This is a genomic window from Cellulosilyticum sp. I15G10I2 (assembly GCF_900095725.1).
In the GTDB taxonomy this organism is placed as follows: Bacteria; Bacillota; Clostridia; order Lachnospirales; family Cellulosilyticaceae; genus FMMP01.
The window spans coordinates 1,088,157-1,111,128 of the sequence record NZ_FMMP01000006.1; the positions used below are offsets into that span (position 1 = coordinate 1,088,157).

The window sequence follows — 22,972 nt, forward strand, 5'->3', positions numbered from 1 at the left end:
CTGTCTTGTTTCATTAGACGATAGTGCGTACTAAAAGTAGATTATTATGTATTCATAGTCGTTAGTAACTCACACAGCCTTTCTCTACAAAAAATAACCCTTGAAATTTCAAGAGTTATTTTTTGTAGAATCATCCTTTTCGACTACTGTTAAATTGCGTCACATAAGCTTTTTATCATCTGGAAAGTATTTTTTCTAAAGCTTCATTATGGGTAATCTCTTCTATACTATTAAGCCCCAATTGTTTTAAAATCTTCATCACATTTAAGTTATCAAATGGCGTCAGAATCAATGAGTCTTCTCCAAATTCATTGACAGCGCTTATAGCCTTAACCTTATCAATATTGGTTTTGGGTCCTCCTATACAGCCGCCTTCACACCCCATGCCTTCGATAAAATTAGAGTCCATCTTTTCATGTGCACGAATACTTTCTAGTAGTGCCCTACAGGCTTTTATCCCGCTTACTTTTTTTGCTTTTAATTTAATAACGCGTTTTGGCTCCAGTCTATTAACAACTGTTTTAACCGAAAAACTGACACCTCCCATTCTTGCATAAAGTCTGCCTCCAAGAGATGCCTGATCTTTCTCATAACCTTGAAGCGCTTCAAGATCGATCTCAAGCACACCAAAGATTTCTTTAAGTTCTCTGAAATTCAATACATAATCAACAGCTCCCTTCAACCCCTGCTCCATGGCTTCTGCCTTTTTTGCAATACAGGGTGCAATGAATACAACCTTAGCATCTTGATAGAGCTTTTTTAATATCCTGCCTGAAGCAATCATAGGTGATACCGACGGTGACAGATGCGTATAAATATCAGGATAATTTTTTTTAATCATGTTAAACCATATAGGACAGCAACAGCTTGTTAGTAGAAAATCCATTTCATTTTTGACCATATGGTTAAATTCAAAAGCCTCTTTTATTGTAAGTATATCCGCAAATAAAGAAACTTCTATCAAATCTTCAAAACCCATCATCTTTAATGCAGTCCTTAGTTTCCCCATACTGACATTTTCACCAAACTGACCGACGATTGCCGGAGCTGCTACAGCATAAACTGATGTCTTTTCATCTTTTAACAAATCAATAATGGGTAGAAATTCAATCTTATCTGCGACACCCCCTAAATCACACTTTACAGTACAGTATCCACACTCCATGCATTCATCACTCTTAATCTCAGGTAAATCACTCCTGCTATAAGCTTCTGTTTCATATTTGCCTAGTGATACACATTGACATCCAGGGCTTTCGCAATACTCACAAGGTCCTTCTAACTTGTTGACTATTGGCTTTTCAATTGTTTTAAAGTTTTTTACTCTATCTAGTTCATCTTTAAAGGCCTCATCACCTTTAGGATTCTGACCCATTGCCATTCTGATATGATTCTTTATAAAAGGCATTTCTTTCTGTGTAAAACTATACTTTTCCTTTATGTCGTCTGCTAAAGCATCCAAATCTGCTATACTATTTAAATTGCCATTCCAATAGCGCTTTACAAGCTCACTAAAAATATACATACGCTTTTCACTAAAATGAATATATTTATTTTCCACAACAAGGTCTCCTTACAAAGGAATTATTAAAAACACTATTTAGTATGACCCTAAAAAAGCTTCTGCATCCTATTACTTTAGTAATGTCTTTTCAAAATTTCCCTAGCGCCTAAATCCTTCCACAAAAAAAGAACGAAGGTTATCCGTTCTTCTTTCTACTATTTACATATAAAAGAATCTTTTTGCCTACTTAAATGTTATAAGGTTCAAAAATAAGCTTATGTTTTATCATCATTTCTTTGATGTGCCTATATATTTCCTCTTTAGCAGCATGCTCTTTAATCTGTAGTGCTATTGGCATGTTATTATCTAATACTTCACCAACGCAGATTATTTTTATGGCTTCTAGGTCTACTTTAGTACTAAGTATATTAATATCTGATTGCTTTAAATCATTCACTGCGGCAAAAATTATGTTACCTGCATATAATAAGATACTTGAGATTTCTGCAAATTTACTCATGACGTCACTTCTTTTTAAAGATGCTTCACTTTCCAGATTGAGATTAAGAACATTTCTACCATATCTAAAAAATGCTTTTTCAAGATAAAGCACTAAATCTTTTATATTGATATCCTTTGTTCCATCAAAAAGGATAAGCGCCGGTTTTTGCCCGTTTTTAATAGCTCGTTCTTCCTTTGAAATAGAGCTTTCAATCCAGCTTAGACTTTCTATTGCCCCAGTCTTGTTTGTCTCACTTATATCCTCTAAACCACAAGCAATAATCCCACCGCCAGATATCTCATAATCATCAATGATGACAAATCTAGAGGTTTCGATAAGGTTTTCTGTTTGATCAAATGCGATTTCCTTATCTAACTTAAGTATTACTTCTGCTACCTCATGCCTTTTGACAAATTGCCTATTTGTTGTATTTAGTGAGGATGCATCCAGAACATTTACAACTTCTTCGAGTTCCGCCTTTATTTTCTGTGTTCCTATTTTTAGGAAGTAACTTCTTGCTGTATTTAAGTCTTCTCTTCCAAGCCAAAATAATTTTGCCTTGATTTTGGAAGCAATTTCTGGCTTTGCTTCATGAGACAGACAGGCAAGCTCTCCTCTCGTAATATAAATCTGTTCTTCAAGCGTAAACCCAGTGGCGCTGCTTGCCGTATCTTCTGACGCTTGTGGGGCATTAAACCTTTCGATTGATTTAACCTTTGATTTTTTACCACTTGGATAAAAAACAACCCCGTCTCCAATACGTACTTTTCCTGTATCTATGGTTCCAGCCACGATTCTTCTGTCATCTCCGCCTGCTGTGAATTTATAAACTCCTTGTACTGGCATTCTAAAGATTTGATTCTCAGTATTTTTCTTGTTAATAAGTGCATCTAACTTTTCTAAAACAGTCATTCCCTTATACCATGGCATTTTATCAGATGAAACAGCTACATTGTCTCCCTCAAATCCACTGATAGGAATAAATGCATTGGCTTTAACGCCTATCTCTGCTAAGAAAGCTTTATACTCTTCGGTGATTTGTTCAAATCTAAGCTTGTCATAACCGATAAGATCCATTTTATTTACTAAAATAACTACTTGCTTAATGCCCAGCATGGATAATAAATAGCCATGTCTTTTGGAGTTTTCCATAACCCCTTCGTTAGCATCTATCACGAGAAGTGCTGCTTCTGCTCTAGCTGCACCCGTAACCATATTTTTTAAGAATTCAATATGTCCTGGCGCATCAATAATAATATACTTACGTTTATCTGTTTTAAAAAATACTCTTGCTGTATCAATGGTAATCCCTTGAGCCTGTTCCTCTTTTAGTGCATCCAGTAAAAAAGCATATTCAAAAGGCTTCGCATTTCTTCTGCAAGTTTCTTTAACCTGTTCAAGCTTACCTTCTGGTAGTGAGTTGGTATCAGCAAGCAGCCTGCCGATTACTGTACTTTTTCCATGATCCACATGTCCTACGATTACTATGTTCATGCTTTCATTAAGTATTTGCTGTTTTGCATTTTGAGGAGTTTGCTCACTTATATTCTCATGGTTCATAATAAATCCTCCTTATTTTAAGATGATTGGTTTACATATAACCGTCTTTTCTTAACTCTTCTAACCCACCGCCGTCTTCTTTATCTTGAGCTCTTCCGCTTCTTTCAGCAATATTTGCAAATTTCCCTGATCTTAATTCTTCTACAATCTCTTCTAATGTACGAGCAGTAGATTCTACAGGCAAAGTACATGGGAAACATCCAAGGGATCTGTATCTTTTACCTTCACCTCTATCAAAATACAGAGACACAATCGGAATATTTTCTCTTTGAATATATTCCCACAAATCCAGTTCTGTCCAATCTAAAAGAGGATGTATTCTAACATGGGTCCCTGGCGCAAAATCCGTTTTATATTGATTCCAAAACTCTGGTGGCTGATCGCCTATGTTCCAATCATTCTTTTTATCTCTTGGTGAAAAGTATCTCTCTTTAGATCTTGAGCCCTCTTCATCAGATCTAACCCCTACAATAACACCCGTAAATGGGGTAGGATTTTTATCTATTTCATATATTCCCGTTTCATGATTCATGCGGTATCTAGGCTTTGTACCGTTTAATGTATTTTTGAGCGCTTCTGATTTTAATAGTTTACAGCATTCTATCCTGCTGCATTTACCATCTGGAAAAGTGTTCTTAGCTGCAAGTGCTTCTGCATTTTCCCCATAAATCATATCAAGATGCCATTCTCTGGCAAAGTTATCTCTATACTCAATCATTTCAGGAATTTTAAAATGTGTATCGATATGAACCAGTGGAAAAGGCACATGACCAAAAAAAGCTTTTCTTGCAAGATGCAAGAGGACAGTACTATCCTTTCCAATCGACCAGAGCATACCCAAATCTTTAAAATTTGCATAGGCTTCTCTTATAATATGAATAGATTTATTCTCAAGCTGGGTTAAATGATCCATTGCAATTTCCTCCTTTAATTAATATTTATTAGACTCGTCTTTTTGAGTTTGAATTGTATTTTTTTTGCCGTCTTGGCTGATAATATGCCAGTCAATATGCTCTGGATGATTTTCGGTATATAAATATCCGCCTTTGCCGCCTATATCTGCACCCAAAAAATATTTAATAGCCCCTACAGGACACTCTTTCAGACAGGCCGTGCACCCCCAGCAATCCTGTGGACATTTAATAAAAGCTTTGTGATCATGGGCCGTACTAATTAGATTTCCGGGACAGATATTACTGCACTTATTACATGCTATACATTTGTTTTTATCAATGTATATGCTCATAGCTAGTATCCCTCCCAACAAGCTCTCTCAGTATGATTTGAACGCTGCCGTCCTTGTAGACAGAGTTTACATATTTCATCCAATTTTCATCATCTTTAAGCGGATAATCACTATTTTCCTGATAACATTTCCATCGTGTTTCTTTTCTAGCTTCTAAATGACTAATTAACACTTTACAGATATATAATCTGTCGATCGTTTCAAATAGGGCAAGCAGTTCATCTAAGTCGTTAACCCTAGTACTTTGTGCAAGCTGCAAAAGTTCTTCAATACGAAGGGCAGCTGTTTTTAATTTTGTCTTATTATACATATAGCCAGTCGAAATACCACCTGCGTACTCATCCATTACTTTTTGCATAGCTTGCTCTATTTCCTGAGCCGTATAGTGCGACATTATGTTATCAAAAAAATGTGAAACATATTGCAAGATGCTTGTTTCCTCTAACACATCTAGTTTTATGATTTTGGTATCGTATATCTCATTGATAATAGCGTTTGCAGCAAGTTCTCCTTCAACCATACAGCCTGTCACGTACTTTTTAGGACTTCCTCCTGCAACATCACCTATGGCATATAAATTTTTCAATGTTGTTTTTCTATTACTGTCTATCCAATAGCCGCTTGCCGTATGTCCTCCAACTATATAGGGCTCAGTTCCTTCTATTTCTACATTTTCATAAGAAGGTCCTGAACTTCGTTCAATCCATTTCAACGTTTGAGAAGGTGCCATATTTAAATAAGCCTTAAATAATTCTCCTTCCGCGTCTTTTGAAATACCTTCTGTTTTTAAAAAACATGGCCCGTTGCCTTTAAGATTTTCCATGACCGTAGCGTATAATCGCATAGAGGTTGTAGGTTTACCGTACTTAGAAACATATTCTTCACCCCTAGAATTAATTTGCTCAGCCTTAATGCCTTGGGCGATCGTCCCTGTAGGTGCAATCGTATCTTTGCATCTTAACGCTATAAATCTCATTTCAAAAGAAGTCATTTCTGCCCCGGCTCTTATACCCATTGCATATCCAGCCCCTGTATTAAAGGGACTGTACCACATTTTATGTCGGGAAAAAGTTGGGTTATTAGGTTTATAGATCCCAGAAGCGCCTCCGGTCGCACAAATAACCTTTTTAGCATAAATATAGTAAAATATATGCTCTCTGAGTGAAAAGCCAACAGCACCAATTACTTGATTTTTTTTCATCAAATACTCAGTTATGTTCACACAGTTAAGAATACTTATAGTCTCCCTATCATTTAAAGCATCTGCTAAGATTGGCTTAATATTTTCTCCATTGATCTTAATACTTCTTTTGCCTCTTCCTACATATGCGCCGTGTTCATCTTTTAAAAATGGCAGACCTAACCTCTCAAGTTTTTCTGCTACTTTATTAAGCCCTTTAGCTATACTATAAACTAAGTCCTCTCTGATGACCTTTTCCGAATCTCTTTTCACATACTCTACAAAGGATTCCGGCGTTTCACCTACGCCGATATAGGCATTCAGTGCATTAACACCTGCTGCCAGACAGCCGCTCCTTTTAATGTGTGCCTTATCTGCCACGATTACTTTAAGATCAGAGTTTTCTGCAATGGTTAGTGCACTAAAGCAGCCTGCTGTTCCGCCGCCGATGATAAGGACATCTGTTTCTAAAGTCTTTACCTCAAACTTCAAAGCCTTTCCTCCTCTCTTTGTTTTATAATACTTCTGCGATAGCACCTTTTGAGATAAGGTAACTGATAATCAGTTCTGCACATTCCTCCACGCTTTGCTTGTCTGAATGCACAACTATTTCAGGGTTAACTGGCTTTTCATAAGGTGAGTCTATTCCTGTAAAATCCTTGATTTCTCCTCTTTTCGCCTTCATATAGAGCCCTTTTGGATCTCTTCCCATGCAGACTTCTAAAGAACAATCCACAAATATTTCTATAAATCTATCTTTTAAAAGTTCCCTCACCTGTTCCCTGTCTTCAATAAAAGGAGAAATAAAAGCACTCAATGTGATAATGCCAGCATCCATAAAAAGCTTGCTTACTTCTGCTATTCTTCTTATATTTTCTATCCTGCTTATTGTATCAAAGCCTAAGTCTTTGTTTAAGCCATGTCTGATGTTGTCACCATCCAGTAGATAAGTCGCTCTTCCCATTTCAAATAATTTTTTTTCTACTGCATTAGCTACAGTAGATTTACCGGAACCCGAGAGGCCAGTAAACCAAAGTACTATGCCTTTTTGTTCAAGGAGAATCTCTCTGTCTTCTCTTTTTATATTGGTATCATGCCAAACAATATTATTATGATTCATTCTTAATCCTCCTAATAAACTCCAATTATACGCCAGTAGGTTAATGCAAATACAGCAACCACAGCTATACATATGATATTAAGTGCAAATCCTGTTTTAAGCGTATCACTTGCTTTAAGATATCCAGAAGAAAATGCAATGGCATTAGGCGGCGAACTCATAGGGAACATAAATGCGAGTCCCGATGGCAGTGCTACTAAGTAAACTGCTAAAGTAGGCGGAAGACCTAAAGCTATTGTTGTTTTTATAACTACCGGAAGCAAGATAACTACAACTGCTGCATTAGAAACCCCTTCTGTGAGAAATACACTAAGTGTAAAGATAACAAGTATAAATCCTAAAACTGAAAAGTTTATATTCGCAATATAATTTTGATTGATAAATTCTAATAGTCCGGTTTCTTCAAGCGCCTTTCCTAATGCAATGGCACCCCCGTACATAAAGATTGCGCCCCAGTTGATTTCTCTTTTTGCATCTTCCCATTCAATAACATTGAGTACAAAGAAAAGTGCTGCACTAATAAGTGCTACATTTGCTATGCCAAATTGCTTGCCCTGGAAGATCCACATATAGATGGTTCCTATAAGAATCACTAAAGCCTTAATTTCTTTAAGGCTAATTTTACTTAGTCGCTCTCCAGCTTCTGAAAACATTTCTTTTAAAACCTCTGTATCTCTTGTAGAAGCAGTAACTTTTTTTACGAGATACACAGAAACCATAGCCATAATTAAATAGATAGGAGGTGCTGTTGCAATCATCCATTCCAAAAAGCCAATGGTTTGACCGGTTGTTTCCTCTAAAATCCCTATAGCAAGGGGATTTCTGGCTCCGCCTAGAAAAGTCACAACACCGCCAAGTACACTTCCCCATGCGAGTGCAAAAAACATATATTTGCCGAGCACAGACTTACTATCTAGACCTAACTTTTTACTTATAGACATCAGTATCGGAAAAAGCATAGCTGCTACTGCATGCTCAGGCATCACATGCGCTAAAAAAGCCGACAGAAAGAAAATGGAAAGGGTTAGTTTATGCGGTTTATCTCCAAACTTTGACAATACATAATAAGCAATTCTTTTATTTAACCCAGAAGTAGAAATACCAGCAGATATAACAAAAGCGCCTATTATAAAAAATAACGCCTTATTACCAAAGAAAGAATATATTTTTTCATCCGGCAACACCTGAAATGTGGCCAAAAGCCCCATCACCATAAGACTTGTAATAGCCAGCGGAATGACATTAGTTATCCATAAAAAATTTGCAAACACAAAGATAATCAGTGCTTGATATGCCTGTACCGACATCCCCTCAGGCATTTGTGTTTTTGTAATAAAGAAGAAAAAAATGCTAATAGAACAAAGCAGCAAAATAGCATTCTTGTATTCTATTAAAAAAAGTGTACTTAGGGGCCTTCTGTCTATATAAAAGCTATTCTTTTTTGTAGTCTTCATTAAAACTTCCTCCTACAGCCCGCTGGAATTAAAGGATTCATCTATACTTTTAATCATAAGTTTTTGTCTTAAGTTGAGTGTCTCTAGCAGCATTTTCATCCTGATCTTATCCGCTAACGAATAATCATTTTGACTTTTATCAAGCAGCGGAACAGATTTTATAAAATTTCGTGAGATTTTAATAAAGTTCTCATGAGTTTTTATGAAGTGAACTAATTCACGATCTTCTTTCTGCAACACAGGTACGATCTTTAAAGCCAATAATGCTTCTATCATACTGCCATCATTTTGTGTGTTTGCAAAAACCCATCCGCCAGGAAATAATTCTACAGCAAAGCGCATTATTTCTATACTCTCTTCAGCATAAATTTTCAAGCTTGAATCAAAATACAGCCCATGTACGCCGTAAGAAAAATATTCTTCTATGATTTGTTGATACTTGGGTAGTTCTGATTTTAAAATCACAAAAATATCAAAATGCTTCTTAATCAGCTCAACCATCTTTTTTCTATCAATATCCCGGATAGACTCCTCGAAAGATAAGACTATGTATTTGGTTTGATATTTTGTCATTTCAGCTTCAATAAAACTAAGTATAGATTCTGATTGCGCCTCTTTAGTTATATGGATTGGGTGCATTTTTTTCCCCCCTCTTTAAAGACATTTTAATGCTTGATCGATATCCTCTAAAATATCTTTGTAATCTTCTATTCCCACAGATATTCTGACTAAATCTTCGAAAACACCCATTTGCACTTTTTCTTCTTGCGTATTATTAACACAAATGGTCGATGCTGGGTGAACCACTAACGTTTGAGCATCTCCGATATTAACTAAATTAGAAATGAGCTTTAAATGATCTATAAAATCAAAAGCATTTTGTTTGCTCCCAAGTCTGCAGGTGATTAAAGCACTAGCGCCTTTTGAGTAATATTTTTGAGCGATACTATAATACTTTGATGTCTTTAGAAGCGGATAATTAACTTCGGTTACCTTTGGGTGCTGACTTAAGTATTCGGCAAGTTTTACAGCATTTTCACAATGTGCCCTCATGCGAAGGGCTAGGGTTTCTATCCCAACTAAGTTAAGAAAACTATTCATAGGAGACATCACCGCCCCTATATCCTTACCTATTTCATTGCGTAACTTAGCCGTAAATGCAAATCTTCCAAAGCGCTTTGTATAGTGCTTAAACCCTGTAAACTTATCTTCACTATACTTTTTGCTTCCGCCATCTACAACGATGCCGCCTATAGCATTAGAATTGCCGTTAATATATTTAGAGGTTGAATGAATCACAATATCTGCACCGTATTCAATAGGCTTTATGAGATATGGCGGCGTAATAGTAGCATCTACAATAAAAATAATACTTTGCTCCCGACAGACCTCTCCTACTGCTTCTATGTCTAAAACATCCAGTTTTGGATTACCTATCGTTTCAGCAAATACTACTTTTGTCTTCTCTGATACTTCATGCTTTAAAACTGCTGCATCCAGATTATCTAGAAACTTAACGTGAATATGATAGTCCTGAAGATTTTTCAAAAGATTATAGGTACCGCCGAATACGCCTGAAGATGAGATAATCTCATCTCCTGGTTTAAGCAAATTCATCAGCGTCAGATAAATAGCTGACATGCCTGAGGCCGTGGCCACTGCTGCTACACCGCCCTCAATAGCAGCTATTCTTTTTTCAAATACTTCCACACTTGGATTTGCTATTCTTGAATAAACATAGCCGGCATCTCTGCCTATAAAAATGTTTTCTAGTTCTTTTGCAGACTGGTGTGCAAAAGCATTTGAATAATAGATAGGCACATTGGTCGCGCCTGTTTTGTCATCTCCCTGCCAATTTCCATGAATTAATTTTGTTTGAAATTCCATCTAATCACCTTCTTAATCATTAAATAATGTGGTAGAGAGATAACGTTCTCCAGTATCTGGAATAACGGTCAGCACTTTTTTGCCTGGTCCTAAGTGCTTTGCTATTTGAAGTGCAGCATATACATTGGCTCCAGCTGAGATCCCTGCAAGAATGCCTTCTTTTTTTCCAAGTAACCTTGACGTCTCAAAAGCGGCTTTGTTGCTAACTTTTATGATTTCATCATAAATTGTTACATTTAAGGTTTTAGGAATAAATCCAGCACCTATACCTTGGATCATATGTGCACCTGCTTTTTCTCCGGATAGTATAGCAGAGTCTTCAGGTTCAACACCAATCACTCTTAAGCCATCAATATGCTCTTTAAGCACTTCTCCGACTCCGGTTATAGTCCCTCCGGTTCCTATTCCAGCTACAAATGCATGCAAGTCCTTACCAAAATCTTTTAGTATTTCCTGAGAAGTCGTTTTTCTATGCGCTTCTGGATTTGCAGGGTTTTCAAATTGTTGTAGCATAAAATAACCCTCTTCTTCCACCAGCTCCATGGCTCTTTCAATAGCTCCCTTCATCCCTAAAGGTGCTTTTGTAAGTATAATTTCTGCACCATATGCTTGAAGTAGTTTTCTTCTTTCTAGTGACATTGATTCTGGCATCGTCAGAATCAATTTGTAGCCTTTGGTTGCAGCTGTTAGTGCAAGCCCTATCCCTGTATTCCCGCTTGTTGGCTCTATAATTATATCCCCGGGTTTTATAAGTCCATTGGCTTCGGCATCTTCAATCATATTAAGCGCAATTCTGTCCTTAACCGAACCACCAGGGTTAAACATTTCAAGTTTTAAATAAATCTCTGCTGCACCTTCTTCTACAATGTTATTAAGCTTTACTATAGGTGTGCTGCCTATGGTTTGAAGAATGTTATCATAAATCATTTGCCACAACCTCCCTACTTTTTCCTCACGATAAGTAAGTTATAGCCATCATACTTATCATCTATTTTTATAATGTCATGCCCTTCTGCTTCTAGACTTTTAGGTACATTTGCAATAGGCTCACCATCATCTAGATAAAAGCCAAGGTTTTCTCTAGATGCAATTTTGGCCATTTCTATTTTTGCCTTTACGAAATTAATAGGACACTTTACTCCTTTTAAATCTACTATATTTAACGTTGTGTCTTGTACTGTCTCAGCCGTATTTTGTTCGGCTTTCATTTCCTGTTCTTTTGGCAGTGTAATTTCTAATCTTGGGTCTAACGATTCATACATTGCGCTCACTTTATGAATCAGATATTTTACCTCTTCATAATACCCTTCAAGATGCGCTATATCACCAAGTTTATAGTCCAAAAGGTCTTCTACAAGTTTTTTGATGGCTTGTTTGACATAGCCAGTATCCACAAAATGATTGATAAATTCTTTAAAAATTACTCTATCTTTTGTCGTATCTACCCCTTTTAGTATTAAAAGAGCCCTTGCAGCTGATACACTGGCATCATAGAGCTTAGAAGAGTCTTTTGTCTTTTCAAATTCACCTATATAATTCTTAGCATTCGAAATATCAAGCTTGATGACATCAAGTACCCCCGCACTACATTCACCAGGTCCTCGGCCTTTAAGCGAGAACAAATCCTGCGAACCAAAATCATAATATAAGTCAGGATTTTCACTCTGAGGTTCTATCTTGGAAAAACTCTCAATGAGGTTTTTAACAGATATGTTTTCTTCTTTTACAAATGCAGTAAAATCTCCGATTTTTGATGTGTTTTTTAGGCGCGCCAGCTCCACTAAAAACGCTGGAATTTTTTTAGCTGGAATCATACCGTGATCACTACCAAGTCTAGCTTCTCCTGCGCCCACAGCACCTCCAAATAACACCGCATACATAGGCACCAAGCCACTCTCTACTCTTTTGGCTCTGCCATATAGTCCAATCTCTCCCTTTTGATGCTGGCCGCAAGAGTTTTGACAACCTGAAATAAAAATTCTTGGCAGCTGCTCTTTGATAGTCTCCTCTACATCTGCAAATTCATTTTTGATTGCAGATAACAGATTTTGTGACAAACATAGTCCTAACTTACAGGTAGCAGCGCCTGCACAGGCAACAGAATTATCTACTTGATAACAAGATGTAAAGCTGCTTGTGATACTCAGTAATTTTTTAACATCATCGCTTAATAAATCTCTTACAAAAAAACCTTGTGTACTCGTAAGCCTCACATTTGCTGTATAATCAAGATCCTCTATAAACTGAATGATTTGATCAAGTTTATTAACCTCAAGATTGCCATTTTCGGGATGAATATAAAGTGAATAATAACCTCTGATTTTTTGTTCTACTACGAGAGGATTATTAATAGTTTCAGATATGGCTTCGGCTTTATCTGAAGCTACCTCATCTATAACAAGGTCAATATTTCTTTCTTTTTTAACCTTATCTATAAGTTCTTGATATTTTAATTTAAAGCCTTCTGGCCCTAGCCTTTGCAAAATATATCTTATACGGGCTTTATGCTTATTCGTTCTATTACCTTCATTTTCAAAGAGTTCTTTCATCGCCTGAACATGATACAACACTTCTTTTGCTGGAATAAAGTCTTCAAGTTTTATCGAAACATTAGGACTTCCTCCAAGCCCCCCCGCCCCATATAATTCAAAACCTTTTTCTCCATTTTCTATCTTTGCAACAAACCCCAGATCTGCGATTGTTGCATTGCCTGTGTCTTCCTTTGAATTTGAATAAGCAATTTTATATTTTCTTGGAAGATTAAATACGGTAGGATCTTTAAGTACATACTCTGTTGTTGCGAGCGCATAAGGGGTCACATCAAAAACATCATCCTGCGATACACCTGTGAGTGGAGAACACCCAACATTTCTTGCCGTATTGCCTCCTGTTCCTCTTGTCACAATCCCTGCTTCTAAGAGCCCTTCCATGATGTTTACAGTATCATCCAACGTTACTTTATGAAATTGTATGTCTTGTCTTGTCGTTAGATGAATCGCACCATGGGCATATTTTTTAGCCAGTTCACTTATTTTTTTTAATTGCTCTATGCTCACTACCCCTGATGGGATTCTTGTTCGGATCATATAAGTATCATTATCTCTTTGTTCATAGATACCCATAGAGACTCTATAAGGTTTAAATCTTTCTGCCTCCAATACACCTTTTTTTAGTTCTTCCACTTTGTTTCTATAATTTATTTCTTCATCTATAACTGCCTGAGGTATTTTTATCACCGCATATCCTCCCTATCTATTCAATAAATATACTATCAAGTTTTTCTACTGATTCATTGGCAACAATTTTGAAAAAGTTAAGGACTGGTTCTTGATCTTTTAAAGAAAGTATGCCGTAAATACTGCTAGCATCATAGGCTAGTCGTTTATCTTCTTCCGATGGCCTAGATGGGGTATAGGGATGAGAATGATAATTCCCTACCAATAGGTACCCACTTGCTCGCATCTCCTTAATAACAGCAAACTGCTCCTTAGGATCCATAGAAAAATGTTCACTACTTTGATCTATATTTGTAAGTGGATAGATCTTTTTAATCCAAATACCTTCTTCTGTTTTGATGCCACCGAGCAGTCCGCAGCATTCTAACGGAAACTCATCTTTTGCCTGCTTTACAATTTTGTTGTACTGATCTTTCGTTATGTTAACATTCATCTGTTATCCCCCCTTAGACTAGCTGCCTATATACTGCAGACAGGTGGTTTATAATCTATAAGCTCATTAATTGTAGGTTCTTCGCCACATATACCACATTTTGTATTATGTTTTATTTTTATTTTTCTAAATTCCATCTTGATAGCATCATAAGTCAGCAAATAACCAGCTAGTGTTTCTCCAAGACCTAATATATATTTAATCGCTTCTGTAGCTTGAAGTGTCCCAATAACGCCGCCCATAACCCCCAGCACGCCAGCCTCACGGCAGGTAGGAACAGCACCTTCTGGAGGCGGTTCTTTGAACATACATCTATAACAAGGTGTATTATTATCTGGGATATAAGTCGTTAATTGTCCATTAAATCTAATGATACCTGCATGAGAAAAAGGTTTTTTAGCAAGTACGCAGGCATCATTGATTAAGAATTTTGCTCCGAAATTATCCGTTCCATCAATGATAAAGTCATAGTCCTGATCCTTAATGATCTCCAAAATATTTGACGCATTGACAAAGGTATGATAAGTAATAACGTTAACATCTGGATTCATTTCATTAATGGTTTCTTTACCAGATATAACTTTTAGCTTACCGACGTCTTTTGTTTGATGGATGATCTGTCTTTGCAGATTAGATAAATCTACTGAATCCGCATCTACAAGTCCTATTGTCCCAATACCTGCTGCTGCTAAAAACATCGCAGCCGGTGCACCCAAGCCTCCAGTTCCTATGATGAGCACCTTTGATTCTAATAACTTTTGCTGACCTTCTACACCTACTTCTGATAAAATAATATGTCTTGAATATCTTTCTATCTGCGCTTCACTAAAATCCAAAACTGCCACCTCCCATAAAGTATAAGAGTTCTATTGCATCGTTTTCTTTAACTAGGGTATTTTCAAAATCGTCTCTGTCTAAAATCTCACCATTTAATTCTACAGATACCATTTCAACCATCTTAACTTCTTGCAGCACCAAAAGCTCTAATATATTGATTGCTTTTTCTAGTTGTTTCTCTTCACCATTAACTTTAATTTTCATTTATAATTCCTCCCAAAATTTAATTCCTAGTATTCCTATATATATTATTGTATTTGATTTTATTTAATTTATCACTTTTTTTCACTATTGTCAATACAGTTACACTAACTTTAGCTATTTTATTGTGTATTGATGGGTATGATTAGCCTATTACAAGAAAGTATACGAAAAACCCACTTTTCTATTTCATAAAAAAGAAGCGTTACAAAACTGTTTTTTATCAGTTTTGTAACGCTTCTTTTTTTAAATATATTTAATATGCTCTTTATAATGCCCTCAGCATGTCTTCTGCCTGCACATATTCAAGACGCAAGCTATCTGCTACTGACTTACATACAAGCTTACCATCAATAGTATTTAAACCTTTTCTAAGCGCCGGATCTGCGAGCAATGCTTGCTTGATACCTTTATCCGCCAGTTGGATAAGATATGGTAAGGTCGCTGCTTCAAGTGCAAGTGTTGAGGTTCTAGGAACAGCACCAGGCATATTAGCGACAGAATAATGAATAACACCATGTTTTTCATAAGATGGATGGTCATGCGTTGTCACTCTGTCTATAGTTTCAATAGAGCCCCCTTGATCAATCGCCACATCTACAACGACTGCACCCTTTTTCATTGTTTTGACCATTTCTTCAGTTACAATAATGGGCGCACTTGCCCCTGTCACTAAAACTGCCCCTACTAAAAGATCTGCTTTTTTCACAGCCTCAGCAATATTATAAGCACTACACACTATTGTATTGATACGCCCTGCAAAAATATCATCTAAATAACGTAATCGCTGTATACTAATATCTAAGATCGTTACATTTGCACCCATTCCTACTGCAATTTTAGCTGCATTAGTTCCTACAACACCGCCCCCAATAATAACAACATCAGCCGGTTTTACCCCAGGTACACCGCCAAGTAAAATACCAATACCTCCGTTATATTTTTGCAGCAGACTCGCACCGATTTGAATAGACATTCTGCCCGCAACTTCGCTCATTGGTGCGAGTAACGGCAATGAACCATTCTCAAGTTCAACAGTCTCATAAGCAATTCCCGTTACTTTTTTCTCAAGCAATGCTTTTGTGAGTGGGCTATTAGGCGCTAAATGTAAATACGTATAGAGGTTTTGATGGTTCTTAAACAAATCATATTCTGATTCTAGAGGTTCTTTTACTTTTACAATTGTCTCAGCTCTTTCAAATACTTCCGTGTTTTTAGCAACAAGCGTCGCTCCAGCTTGCTCATACTCTTCATCTGTAAAACCGCTGCCGAGTCCAGCACTTTTCTCAACAATAACTTGATGTCCTCTTTTTGTCAAAATGCTGACTCCGCCTGGTGTTAATCCCACTCTGTTTTCATTATTTTTAATTTCTTTTGGTAATCCGATAATCATAGCTTATGCCCCTTTCATTTTCCCAGTGGCAATACCGATGGATAAATTGAGTAATTATTTTTTGTTGTTTTTAACACAACATTCGTATAAGTTTTGATAATTCCTGTCACACCCTTTACCTTATTCAAAATCTTTTCCAATGTTTCAGGATTATTGGTTACAATTTTAATCATATAATCATAATTACCTGCAATATAATGGCACTCTAGAATATCATTTTCTTCGTTAACAAATTTTAAAAAACTGTCAATAAATTTAGGACTTTCAAGACTTATAAACATCAGTGCAGTAAGTTCTTTATTAAAGTATTTGCCATTAATAATGGCTGTGTAGTGATTAATCACCCCGGATTTTTCAAGTTTTTTAATACGCTCACCCACAGCTGATACAGACAGATTAATTTTACTGCCTATGTCCGATATGGAGACTCTTCCATTTTCCTGCAATGCCCTTAAAATTGCCAAATCAATATCATCCATCTTCTCACCCCGTAAAATATAGTCTAAATATAACATTATGCAAAAATACAATCAATGTTATAGGATTATTTCAATTATTTTTTTTGCATATACCATTTTAACACATATTTTTACTGTTTCTCTATTCAAAAACATCTCAAATCTAAATATTTTTGGCATTGCATCCAATATCCCCTCTGATTAAAAACATATTCTATCTAATTCATCGGCGGCTTTACTTTTTCAAGCCGCGTTTGATTTCTTTCAAATCCTCCAATAATTTTTTACGTCTTTTCTTAAAAAATATACATAAGTATCCCCACAGTACAGATGCCAGTTATAACTGACAAAAGCATATTTTTTGAACAATAGGCTGATAAAGCTGTAATAACCGAGGCTACTATATAGTTATTATTAAAGGAAATATCAATATGACCCTGTTTGATAAAAATAGCTGGAACAATTAATGAGGTCAATACTGCAGGTGCAATATAACTCATAAATTTAGTCACTCTGGGTGGTATCTCTCGATTACCGGAGATGACTAAGAGCGGAAACCTCGTAAAATATGTCGCAAGTCCGGCACCTAGTATTATCACTATCAATTTAATGCTCATAGTCAATACCTCCCTTAATCCTATCTGCTTCGGTATCTTTAATCGTAAGCTCAGATGCTAGATATCCCGCCAGACTTGCTGCTACTCCGGCAATGATGATATACCATTTACCTGGGATCAATTGGCTTCCGATTATAGAAATAATGCCTGAGACAACTACTGTAACAACAACAGGAAAGTCCTTTACCATAGGTACAATCATACCGATGAATGCAGCAATAAAAGCAAAATCAAAAATATAATTCAACTGGCTAGAAATAATGTTGCCAAAAAAATACCCGATAATCCCTGCCGAACCCCAAAACACATAAATATTCAAACCACTTCCAAGAAAATAACGGCTAGTCGGTCTATCAGTTTGGAAACGGCTGTAGGCAACGGCATAACTTTCATCTGTCATAAAAAAGGCATTAACCATTCTCATCCTGTTTGATTCATGTTTTAAATACGGCGATAGGGATGCCGCCAATAAGAAATGTCTTAGGTTAATAATTAGGACTGTTACTATTATCGAAACTGGACTGCTTCCGATTGCTATCATCTGGACGGCAGTCATCTGTGAAGCACCTGCAAAAACAAATGCAGACATGGCCATAGTCTCAAATACCGAAAGGCCAGCTTTACATGCCATCACGCCATATACAAGGCCATATATTGAAGCACTTATCCCTAGGGGGATAGTATCAATAAATCCCTTAACTAATTCTTTAATTTTTTGTTCTACTTTCACTATTAGCCCATCCTTTATTTTATCTGAATATCAGCAACCGCATATAAAACTGCTGATCCACTGATTTTTACTCTGTCTCCGCAATACTTACAGTATAAGGTTCCGCCACGCTTAGAGAGCTGTCTTGCTACCATCTCATCCTTGCCCAAATGCTTTGCCCAATAGGGAATGAAATTGCAATGTGCAGACCCACATACAGGATCCTCATTTACACTGATTTTAGGGAAAAAGCTTCTGGAGACAAAATCATACGCTTTGCTTTTCGCCGTTATCGAAACGCCGAGTCCATCAGGCAGATTTCTAAGTTTAGAGAAGTCAGGCTCCGCGTTTCGAACGTCTTCTTCCTTTTCCAGTACAAACATCAGATCCCGGCCCAGATAGACTTCTATAGGCCTTATACCAATAGCCTCAACCATTTGCTCTGTCAGTACAATTGATTTGGGCATTCTACTTGGAAAGTCCATTTCATACAGCTCCCCCTTTTTTATAACAACAAGCTCACCGCTTAGTGTCTGAAATTTGATTGTCTCTATATGCTTATCATAATAATTGGCAATTACATAAGCGGTTGCTAACGTTGCATGACCGCAGAGGTCAATTTCATTTTTTGGGGTAAACCATCTTAACCGATAACCATCTTGCTCTTTTACAGCAAATGCAGTCTCAGAAAGGTTGTTTTCAATAGCAATATTCTGCATCATTTCATCAGCTAACCACGCTTCCAATATACATACGCCTGCTGGATTTCCCTCAAATACTTTTTCTGCAAAGGCGTCTACTACATAATACTTCATAATTTATCCCTCCCTATTTGCATACACTCTATGTTTAAAGCAAATTTTATCATTGTCTTTGTATGGTTTCAATGGTAAAATTGTATGCAATACAATTTTAGGAGGTTTAATATGCCAGTCAATTCTTTTGAAAATTACCCAATGACTTGGAAACCCAATAGAGACCAGCTTACAGCCCCACTATACCTTTCCATTGCTAATTTATTAGAATACGATATTATAAATGGTTATCTCGCTCCAAACACAAAACTTCCTCCTCAACGGGAGCTAGCGGATTATCTGGATATCAACCTTAGTACGGTAACAAGAGCCTTCAAAATAGGTGAATTAAAAGGATTAATTTATGCAAAAACTGGCAAAGGAACTTTTGTTGCATCAAATGCAGGTGCAACAATCACAATTGTTGATAATGAAGCAGAAAAAAACTATCTAGATATGGGACTTATTAAACCTTTTGATCAATTTAATCCCCTTGTAGTAGAAACAGTAAAAAGTATTATGTCCAAGGGATATATAGAAAAATTGTTGGACTATAGCCATCCATTAGGTTCACCCTATCACAAAATGGCCGCCAGGCAGTGGCTGCAGAAATGTAATATTGATGCAAATATCGGAAATATTGCAATAACATCTGGGGCGCAGAACTCTGTCACACTTACCTTAATTTCTCTTTTTCATTCTGGGGATAAAATTGCAGTTGATATGTACACCTATCCTAATTTTATCGAATTAGCTAGTATGTTAAATATTCAATTAATTCCAATACGGCACGATATTTTTGGTATGAATCCAGAGGAATTGGACGCACAATGTAAAGCGAATAACATACAAGGGATCTATCTGACCCCTTCTTGTCATAATCCAACAGCTATTTTAATGAATATGTCACGGAGACAGGAAATTGCAAAAGTTATTAGTAAAAATAAACTTATTTTAATCGAAGATGATATTTTTTCTTTTCTTGCGCCACAAAATTATCTACCTATCACTTGTTTAGTGCCTGATCAATCTATTTACATAAGTAGCGTCTCAAAATCTTTATGCTCAGGAATACGCGTAGGGTTCATGTTTTATCCAGAAAAATATGCATCAAATATAATCCGTGGCATTTATAATATCAATGTAAAAACGCCTGCACTAAATGCAGAGATTATTTCAGAACTGATTAATACTGGCATGGCTGATAAAATAGTTGAAAATAAGATAGCCATTTCAAAAGAAAGGAATGAAATTTACAAAAAATATTTTAAAATTGAAAATCCAAATGAAAATCCTATCAGTTTTTTTCGTTGGCTTCCACTCAATCAAAAATTTAATGCCAATGAGTTTGAAAAAAACGCTTTAATACAAGGCATTAAGCTTTATCATTCAAATCGTTTTTTAGTAGGACATTCTGAGGAGAAGCAATTTTTACGTGTATCACTTTCATCTATGGATGATGCTAATGAATTAGAAGAAGGATTAGCTCTATTAAAAAACATCTTATTTGAAACAACTGATCCATCAAATATAGATTCCCTAATCATATAGAATAGCTAAACCCACATAAGTCAATTAAGGCCTCTGTCATTATAATTGAGATTCTTCCACATGATATAGCAAGCGGTGCAACTCCTGTCGGGCCTACGCCTTCCCAGCACAAACAAACTATTACACAATTGATGGCCCAAACAAGAGAAATCCAAAACCAAGTATATAGTACAGCACTTTCAGCAAATATTTCACTCATTAACAATAAATTAGGAAGTTAATCAGGACCCAAATGGCATACTTCTTAATACTATATAGTGGAATAATAAATTGTAAGAGGAGATCAACCTATGGCACAGCCGCTTTCTATGAATCATTGCTCCAATAGTAATAACATGACTTTAAACGGTCAGGGTCATGTTATGGCCACTCCTGATTTAGCAGTCATCCACCTAGGTGTTCAAACAACTGGGCCCGACTTATCAGAGATACAATCAGAAAATGCAAGAATCAGCCAGAGAGTCATTCAGTCCCTTCGACAAGCCGGAGTGACAGAGATAAAGACAATTCAATACGCTATTAATAAACTCTATGAATACGAGAATGGCAGGCAAATTGATAAAGGCTATTCGGTACGAAATATCCTAGAAATCAAAACTCCCAATATGGATGAGGTAGGGAATATCATTGATACTGCCGTCAACATGGGCGCTAATGTTGTTCTATTCATATCTTTTGAACTATCCGAACCAGAACTCTATTATCAGCAAGCTTTAAATTTGGCAGTTGATCAAGCCATACAAAAGGCCAGAACAATTTCAGAAAACTTACGTATAAGATTAAACCCCATACCGATACGTATCATTGAAGGCAGTGCACCATCTATTCCTAGACAGCAGTTTTATCAGGAGGTTGCTGCAACGCCCATCCTGCCTGGTGATTTAAGAATTGAAGCATTTGTTACAGCAGATTTCTGCTATGCAAAATAATATAACTAAAAGGAGAGATGAGAAAATATTTTCTCATCTCTCCTTTTAGTTATACGCACCGTTTAATGCCTTACTGCTTTGCAAGACTGCAGATGATCTCCACACACACATCGATCCCGAGCTTGGAGGTATTAAAGCTGATATCATAATAGTCAGCAACGCCAAACTCTGTATGGGTATAATAGGTACAATATTTTCTTCTCATCTTATCTATCGTACGAATCTGCTCACTGACTTTAGCCTCAGCCGCATCAGGCATTTTATTCGCCATGCGTTTTAGACGCCAATAAGGATCCGCATGTACAAATACATGCAACGCATGATCATATTCCTTTAAAATGGTATTTGCATTGCGGCCAACGATCACACAATTACCTTTTTCAGCAACTATTTTAATGATCTGCTGCTGAGCATCAAAGAGTTTTTCACTGAGTGGCTTATTATAAAAATCAAAAAGACTCTGAGAAAAACCAAAGTTCATCGGAACCTTCTCATCCCATTTTAACAGACTTTCTACGTCTACATTGGACTCTCTTGCAGTTTTTAGAATCAGTTCTTTATCATAATACTCATAATTAAGAGCCTTAGCCACTTTATTTCCTATTTCTCCTCCGCCCGCTCCAAATTCACGGCTGATAGTAATAACTTTTCTCATAGGTTTATCCTCCAAAACTGACTATAAAACTTTATTTAAGAAGTCAATGGTTCTGGCTTCTTTCGGATTCACAATGACTTCTTGCGGTGGCCCTTGTTCTACAATATAGCCGTCATCCATAAATACAACTCTATCCGCCACTTCTTTTGCAAAGCCTATCTCATGGGTTACAACAACCATCGTCATACCGCCTAAAGTAAGCTCCTTCATAACTGCCAGCACTTCACCAACCATTTCAGGGTCCAGTGCTGATGTGGGCTCATCAAAAAGCATGATATTTGGATTCATAGCCAGCGATCTTGCGATGGCTACACGTTGCTTCTGACCGCCTGAGAGTTGCGATGGGTACGCCTCCGCTTTGGCATCTAGGCCAACACGTCTGAGCAGCTGCATGCCCTTTTCTTTACCCTCATCCTTAGTCATGATTTTTAACTCCACTGGTGCAAGCATGATATTCTCTAAAACAGTCTTGTGTGGAAAAAGATTGAAGTGCTGAAATACCATGCCGATATTTTCACGCACTTTATTGATATCTGTGTGTTTATCTGTAATATCTTTACCATCTATGACTATACTGCCGGCTGTGGCTGCTTCAAGCTGATTAAGACAACGAAGGAAAGTCGATTTACCGCTTCCGGAAGGACCTAACAAAACCACTACTTCGCCTTCAAAAATATCAATACTCATGTCTTTTAAAACTTCTAAT

The 22,972-nt window shown here is 36.7% G+C and carries 24 protein-coding genes; 2 read left to right on the forward strand and 22 right to left on the reverse strand.

Annotation, left to right across the window (positions count from 1 at the left end; genetic code table 11):
* Positions 1-175: 175 nt before the first annotated feature.
* The 19 genes from BN3326_RS05335 to BN3326_RS05425 form a co-directional block, all read right to left on the reverse strand.
* Positions 176-1,561 carry a [Fe-Fe] hydrogenase large subunit C-terminal domain-containing protein gene (locus tag BN3326_RS05335; RefSeq protein ID WP_069998061.1) on the reverse strand — a complete coding sequence of 462 codons (1,386 nt, stop codon included), beginning with the start codon at positions 1,559-1,561 and terminating at the stop codon, positions 176-178.
* A gap of 190 nt (positions 1,562-1,751) precedes the next feature.
* On the reverse strand, positions 1,752-3,566 hold the full coding sequence (locus tag BN3326_RS05340) for a sulfate adenylyltransferase subunit 1 (RefSeq protein WP_069998062.1): 1,815 nt from the start codon (positions 3,564-3,566) through the stop codon (positions 1,752-1,754).
* Positions 3,567-3,597: 31 nt separating this feature from the next.
* The gene (cysD, locus tag BN3326_RS05345; RefSeq protein ID WP_069998063.1) at positions 3,598-4,479 is read right to left on the reverse strand and encodes a sulfate adenylyltransferase subunit CysD; all 882 of its coding nucleotides are present in this window, start codon (positions 4,477-4,479) and stop codon (positions 3,598-3,600) included.
* Between the two features lie 18 nt (positions 4,480-4,497).
* Positions 4,498-4,812 carry a 4Fe-4S dicluster domain-containing protein gene (locus tag BN3326_RS05350; RefSeq protein WP_069998064.1) on the reverse strand — a complete coding sequence of 105 codons (315 nt, stop codon included), beginning with the start codon at positions 4,810-4,812 and terminating at the stop codon, positions 4,498-4,500.
* The gene (locus BN3326_RS05355; protein ID WP_069998065.1) at positions 4,796-6,484 is read right to left on the reverse strand and encodes an adenylyl-sulfate reductase subunit alpha; all 1,689 of its coding nucleotides are present in this window, start codon (positions 6,482-6,484) and stop codon (positions 4,796-4,798) included. Before BN3326_RS05355 ends, BN3326_RS05350 begins: the two co-directional genes overlap by 17 nt.
* Positions 6,485-6,506: 22 nt before the next feature.
* Entirely contained in the window at positions 6,507-7,112 is a 606-nt protein-coding gene (gene cysC, locus BN3326_RS05360; protein WP_069998066.1) for an adenylyl-sulfate kinase, read from the reverse strand.
* A gap of 11 nt (positions 7,113-7,123) precedes the next feature.
* Positions 7,124-8,566, reverse strand: coding sequence for an SLC13 family permease (locus BN3326_RS05365; RefSeq protein ID WP_069998067.1), 1,443 nt, complete (start codon positions 8,564-8,566; stop codon positions 7,124-7,126).
* A 12-nt stretch (positions 8,567-8,578) separates the two neighbouring features.
* Positions 8,579-9,205 carry a hypothetical protein gene (locus tag BN3326_RS05370; RefSeq protein ID WP_069998068.1) on the reverse strand — a complete coding sequence of 209 codons (627 nt, stop codon included), beginning with the start codon at positions 9,203-9,205 and terminating at the stop codon, positions 8,579-8,581.
* Between the two features lie 15 nt (positions 9,206-9,220).
* Positions 9,221-10,453, reverse strand: coding sequence for an O-acetylhomoserine aminocarboxypropyltransferase/cysteine synthase family protein (locus BN3326_RS05375; protein WP_069998069.1), 1,233 nt, complete (start codon positions 10,451-10,453; stop codon positions 9,221-9,223).
* Positions 10,454-10,465: 12 nt separating this feature from the next.
* Entirely contained in the window at positions 10,466-11,380 is a 915-nt protein-coding gene (cysK, locus tag BN3326_RS05380; RefSeq protein ID WP_069998070.1) for a cysteine synthase A, read from the reverse strand.
* Positions 11,381-11,394: 14 nt separating this feature from the next.
* Positions 11,395-13,689: a sulfurtransferase TusA family protein gene (locus BN3326_RS05385; protein WP_083258522.1), complete on the reverse strand. Its 2,295-nt coding sequence runs from the start codon at positions 13,687-13,689 to the stop codon at positions 11,395-11,397.
* 16 nt (positions 13,690-13,705) lie between these two features.
* A complete protein-coding gene (locus BN3326_RS05390) occupies positions 13,706-14,122 on the reverse strand; it encodes a M67 family metallopeptidase (RefSeq protein WP_069998071.1) in 417 nt (138 codons plus the stop codon).
* Between the two features lie 26 nt (positions 14,123-14,148).
* Complete coding sequence (locus BN3326_RS05395) at positions 14,149-14,958, reverse strand: HesA/MoeB/ThiF family protein (RefSeq protein WP_069998072.1); 810 nt, start codon at positions 14,956-14,958, stop codon at positions 14,149-14,151.
* A complete protein-coding gene (gene thiS / locus BN3326_RS05400) occupies positions 14,948-15,163 on the reverse strand; it encodes a sulfur carrier protein ThiS (RefSeq protein ID WP_069998073.1) in 216 nt (71 codons plus the stop codon). Before thiS ends, BN3326_RS05395 begins: the two co-directional genes overlap by 11 nt.
* Positions 15,164-15,428: 265 nt before the next feature.
* A complete protein-coding gene (gene ald / locus BN3326_RS05405; RefSeq protein ID WP_069998074.1) occupies positions 15,429-16,553 on the reverse strand; it encodes an alanine dehydrogenase in 1,125 nt (374 codons plus the stop codon).
* 14 nt (positions 16,554-16,567) lie between these two features.
* Positions 16,568-17,032: an Lrp/AsnC family transcriptional regulator gene (locus BN3326_RS05410; protein ID WP_069998075.1), complete on the reverse strand. Its 465-nt coding sequence runs from the start codon at positions 17,030-17,032 to the stop codon at positions 16,568-16,570.
* A gap of 275 nt (positions 17,033-17,307) precedes the next feature.
* Positions 17,308-17,628 (reverse strand): AzlD domain-containing protein, encoded by a 321-nt coding sequence (locus BN3326_RS05415; RefSeq protein ID WP_069998076.1) that lies wholly within the window; start codon positions 17,626-17,628, stop codon positions 17,308-17,310.
* On the reverse strand, positions 17,618-18,358 hold the full coding sequence (locus BN3326_RS05420; RefSeq protein ID WP_069998077.1) for an AzlC family ABC transporter permease: 741 nt from the start codon (positions 18,356-18,358) through the stop codon (positions 17,618-17,620). Before BN3326_RS05420 ends, BN3326_RS05415 begins: the two co-directional genes overlap by 11 nt.
* A gap of 14 nt (positions 18,359-18,372) precedes the next feature.
* On the reverse strand, positions 18,373-19,152 hold the full coding sequence (locus BN3326_RS05425) for a PhzF family phenazine biosynthesis protein (RefSeq protein ID WP_069998078.1): 780 nt from the start codon (positions 19,150-19,152) through the stop codon (positions 18,373-18,375).
* A gap of 111 nt (positions 19,153-19,263) precedes the next feature.
* Here BN3326_RS05425 and BN3326_RS05430 point away from each other — a divergent pair, with 111 nt between their 5' ends.
* Positions 19,264-20,682, forward strand: a complete 1,419-nt coding sequence (locus tag BN3326_RS05430; RefSeq protein WP_069998079.1) for an aminotransferase-like domain-containing protein — start codon at positions 19,264-19,266, stop codon at positions 20,680-20,682.
* On the opposite strand, the gene BN3326_RS22195 is transcribed toward BN3326_RS05430, so the two are convergent.
* A complete protein-coding gene (locus BN3326_RS22195; RefSeq protein ID WP_141722848.1) occupies positions 20,675-20,881 on the reverse strand; it encodes a hypothetical protein in 207 nt (68 codons plus the stop codon). The genes BN3326_RS05430 and BN3326_RS22195 overlap by 8 nt on opposite strands.
* A gap of 91 nt (positions 20,882-20,972) precedes the next feature.
* Here BN3326_RS22195 and BN3326_RS05435 point away from each other — a divergent pair, with 91 nt between their 5' ends.
* Positions 20,973-21,611 carry an SIMPL domain-containing protein gene (locus tag BN3326_RS05435; RefSeq protein WP_069998080.1) on the forward strand — a complete coding sequence of 213 codons (639 nt, stop codon included), beginning with the start codon at positions 20,973-20,975 and terminating at the stop codon, positions 21,609-21,611.
* Between the two features lie 70 nt (positions 21,612-21,681).
* Here BN3326_RS05435 and BN3326_RS05440 read toward each other — a convergent pair whose 3' ends face one another.
* Positions 21,682-22,266 carry a cytidylate kinase-like family protein gene (locus tag BN3326_RS05440; protein WP_069998081.1) on the reverse strand — a complete coding sequence of 195 codons (585 nt, stop codon included), beginning with the start codon at positions 22,264-22,266 and terminating at the stop codon, positions 21,682-21,684.
* A 21-nt stretch (positions 22,267-22,287) separates the two neighbouring features.
* A complete protein-coding gene (locus BN3326_RS05445; protein WP_083258573.1) occupies positions 22,288-22,953 on the reverse strand; it encodes an amino acid ABC transporter ATP-binding protein in 666 nt (221 codons plus the stop codon).
* Between the last annotated feature and the right edge of the window lie 19 nt (positions 22,954-22,972).

What these genes read in the sequence shown, in the direction of transcription:
- BN3326_RS05340 (WP_069998062.1), bottom strand. Translation starts at nt 3,566, where the DNA reads ATGAACCATGAGAATATAAGTGAGCAAACTCCTCAAAATGCAAAACAG.
- cysD (WP_069998063.1), bottom strand. Translation starts at nt 4,479, where the DNA reads ATGGATCATTTAACCCAGCTTGAGAATAAATCTATTCATATTATAAGA.
- BN3326_RS05350 (WP_069998064.1), bottom strand. Translation starts at nt 4,812, where the DNA reads ATGAGCATATACATTGATAAAAACAAATGTATAGCATGTAATAAGTGC.
- cysC (WP_069998066.1), bottom strand. Translation starts at nt 7,112, where the DNA reads ATGAATCATAATAATATTGTTTGGCATGATACCAATATAAAAAGAGAA.
- BN3326_RS05365 (WP_069998067.1), bottom strand. Translation starts at nt 8,566, where the DNA reads ATGAAGACTACAAAAAAGAATAGCTTTTATATAGACAGAAGGCCCCTA.
- BN3326_RS05370 (WP_069998068.1), bottom strand. Translation starts at nt 9,205, where the DNA reads ATGCACCCAATCCATATAACTAAAGAGGCGCAATCAGAATCTATACTT.
- BN3326_RS05375 (WP_069998069.1), bottom strand. Translation starts at nt 10,453, where the DNA reads ATGGAATTTCAAACAAAATTAATTCATGGAAATTGGCAGGGAGATGAC.
- cysK (WP_069998070.1), bottom strand. Translation starts at nt 11,380, where the DNA reads ATGATTTATGATAACATTCTTCAAACCATAGGCAGCACACCTATAGTA.
- BN3326_RS05390 (WP_069998071.1), bottom strand. Translation starts at nt 14,122, where the DNA reads ATGAATGTTAACATAACGAAAGATCAGTACAACAAAATTGTAAAGCAG.
- thiS (WP_069998073.1), bottom strand. Translation starts at nt 15,163, where the DNA reads ATGAAAATTAAAGTTAATGGTGAAGAGAAACAACTAGAAAAAGCAATC.
- ald (WP_069998074.1), bottom strand. Translation starts at nt 16,553, where the DNA reads ATGATTATCGGATTACCAAAAGAAATTAAAAATAATGAAAACAGAGTG.
- BN3326_RS05410 (WP_069998075.1), bottom strand. Translation starts at nt 17,032, where the DNA reads ATGGATGATATTGATTTGGCAATTTTAAGGGCATTGCAGGAAAATGGA.
- BN3326_RS05415 (WP_069998076.1), bottom strand. Translation starts at nt 17,628, where the DNA reads ATGAGCATTAAATTGATAGTGATAATACTAGGTGCCGGACTTGCGACA.
- BN3326_RS05425 (WP_069998078.1), bottom strand. Translation starts at nt 19,152, where the DNA reads ATGAAGTATTATGTAGTAGACGCCTTTGCAGAAAAAGTATTTGAGGGA.
- BN3326_RS05430 (WP_069998079.1), top strand. Translation starts at nt 19,264, where the DNA reads ATGCCAGTCAATTCTTTTGAAAATTACCCAATGACTTGGAAACCCAAT.
- BN3326_RS22195 (WP_141722848.1), bottom strand. Translation starts at nt 20,881, where the DNA reads ATGAGTGAAATATTTGCTGAAAGTGCTGTACTATATACTTGGTTTTGG.
- BN3326_RS05435 (WP_069998080.1), top strand. Translation starts at nt 20,973, where the DNA reads ATGGCACAGCCGCTTTCTATGAATCATTGCTCCAATAGTAATAACATG.
- BN3326_RS05440 (WP_069998081.1), bottom strand. Translation starts at nt 22,266, where the DNA reads ATGAGAAAAGTTATTACTATCAGCCGTGAATTTGGAGCGGGCGGAGGA.
- BN3326_RS05445 (WP_083258573.1), bottom strand. Translation starts at nt 22,953, where the DNA reads ATGAGTATTGATATTTTTGAAGGCGAAGTAGTGGTTTTGTTAGGTCCT.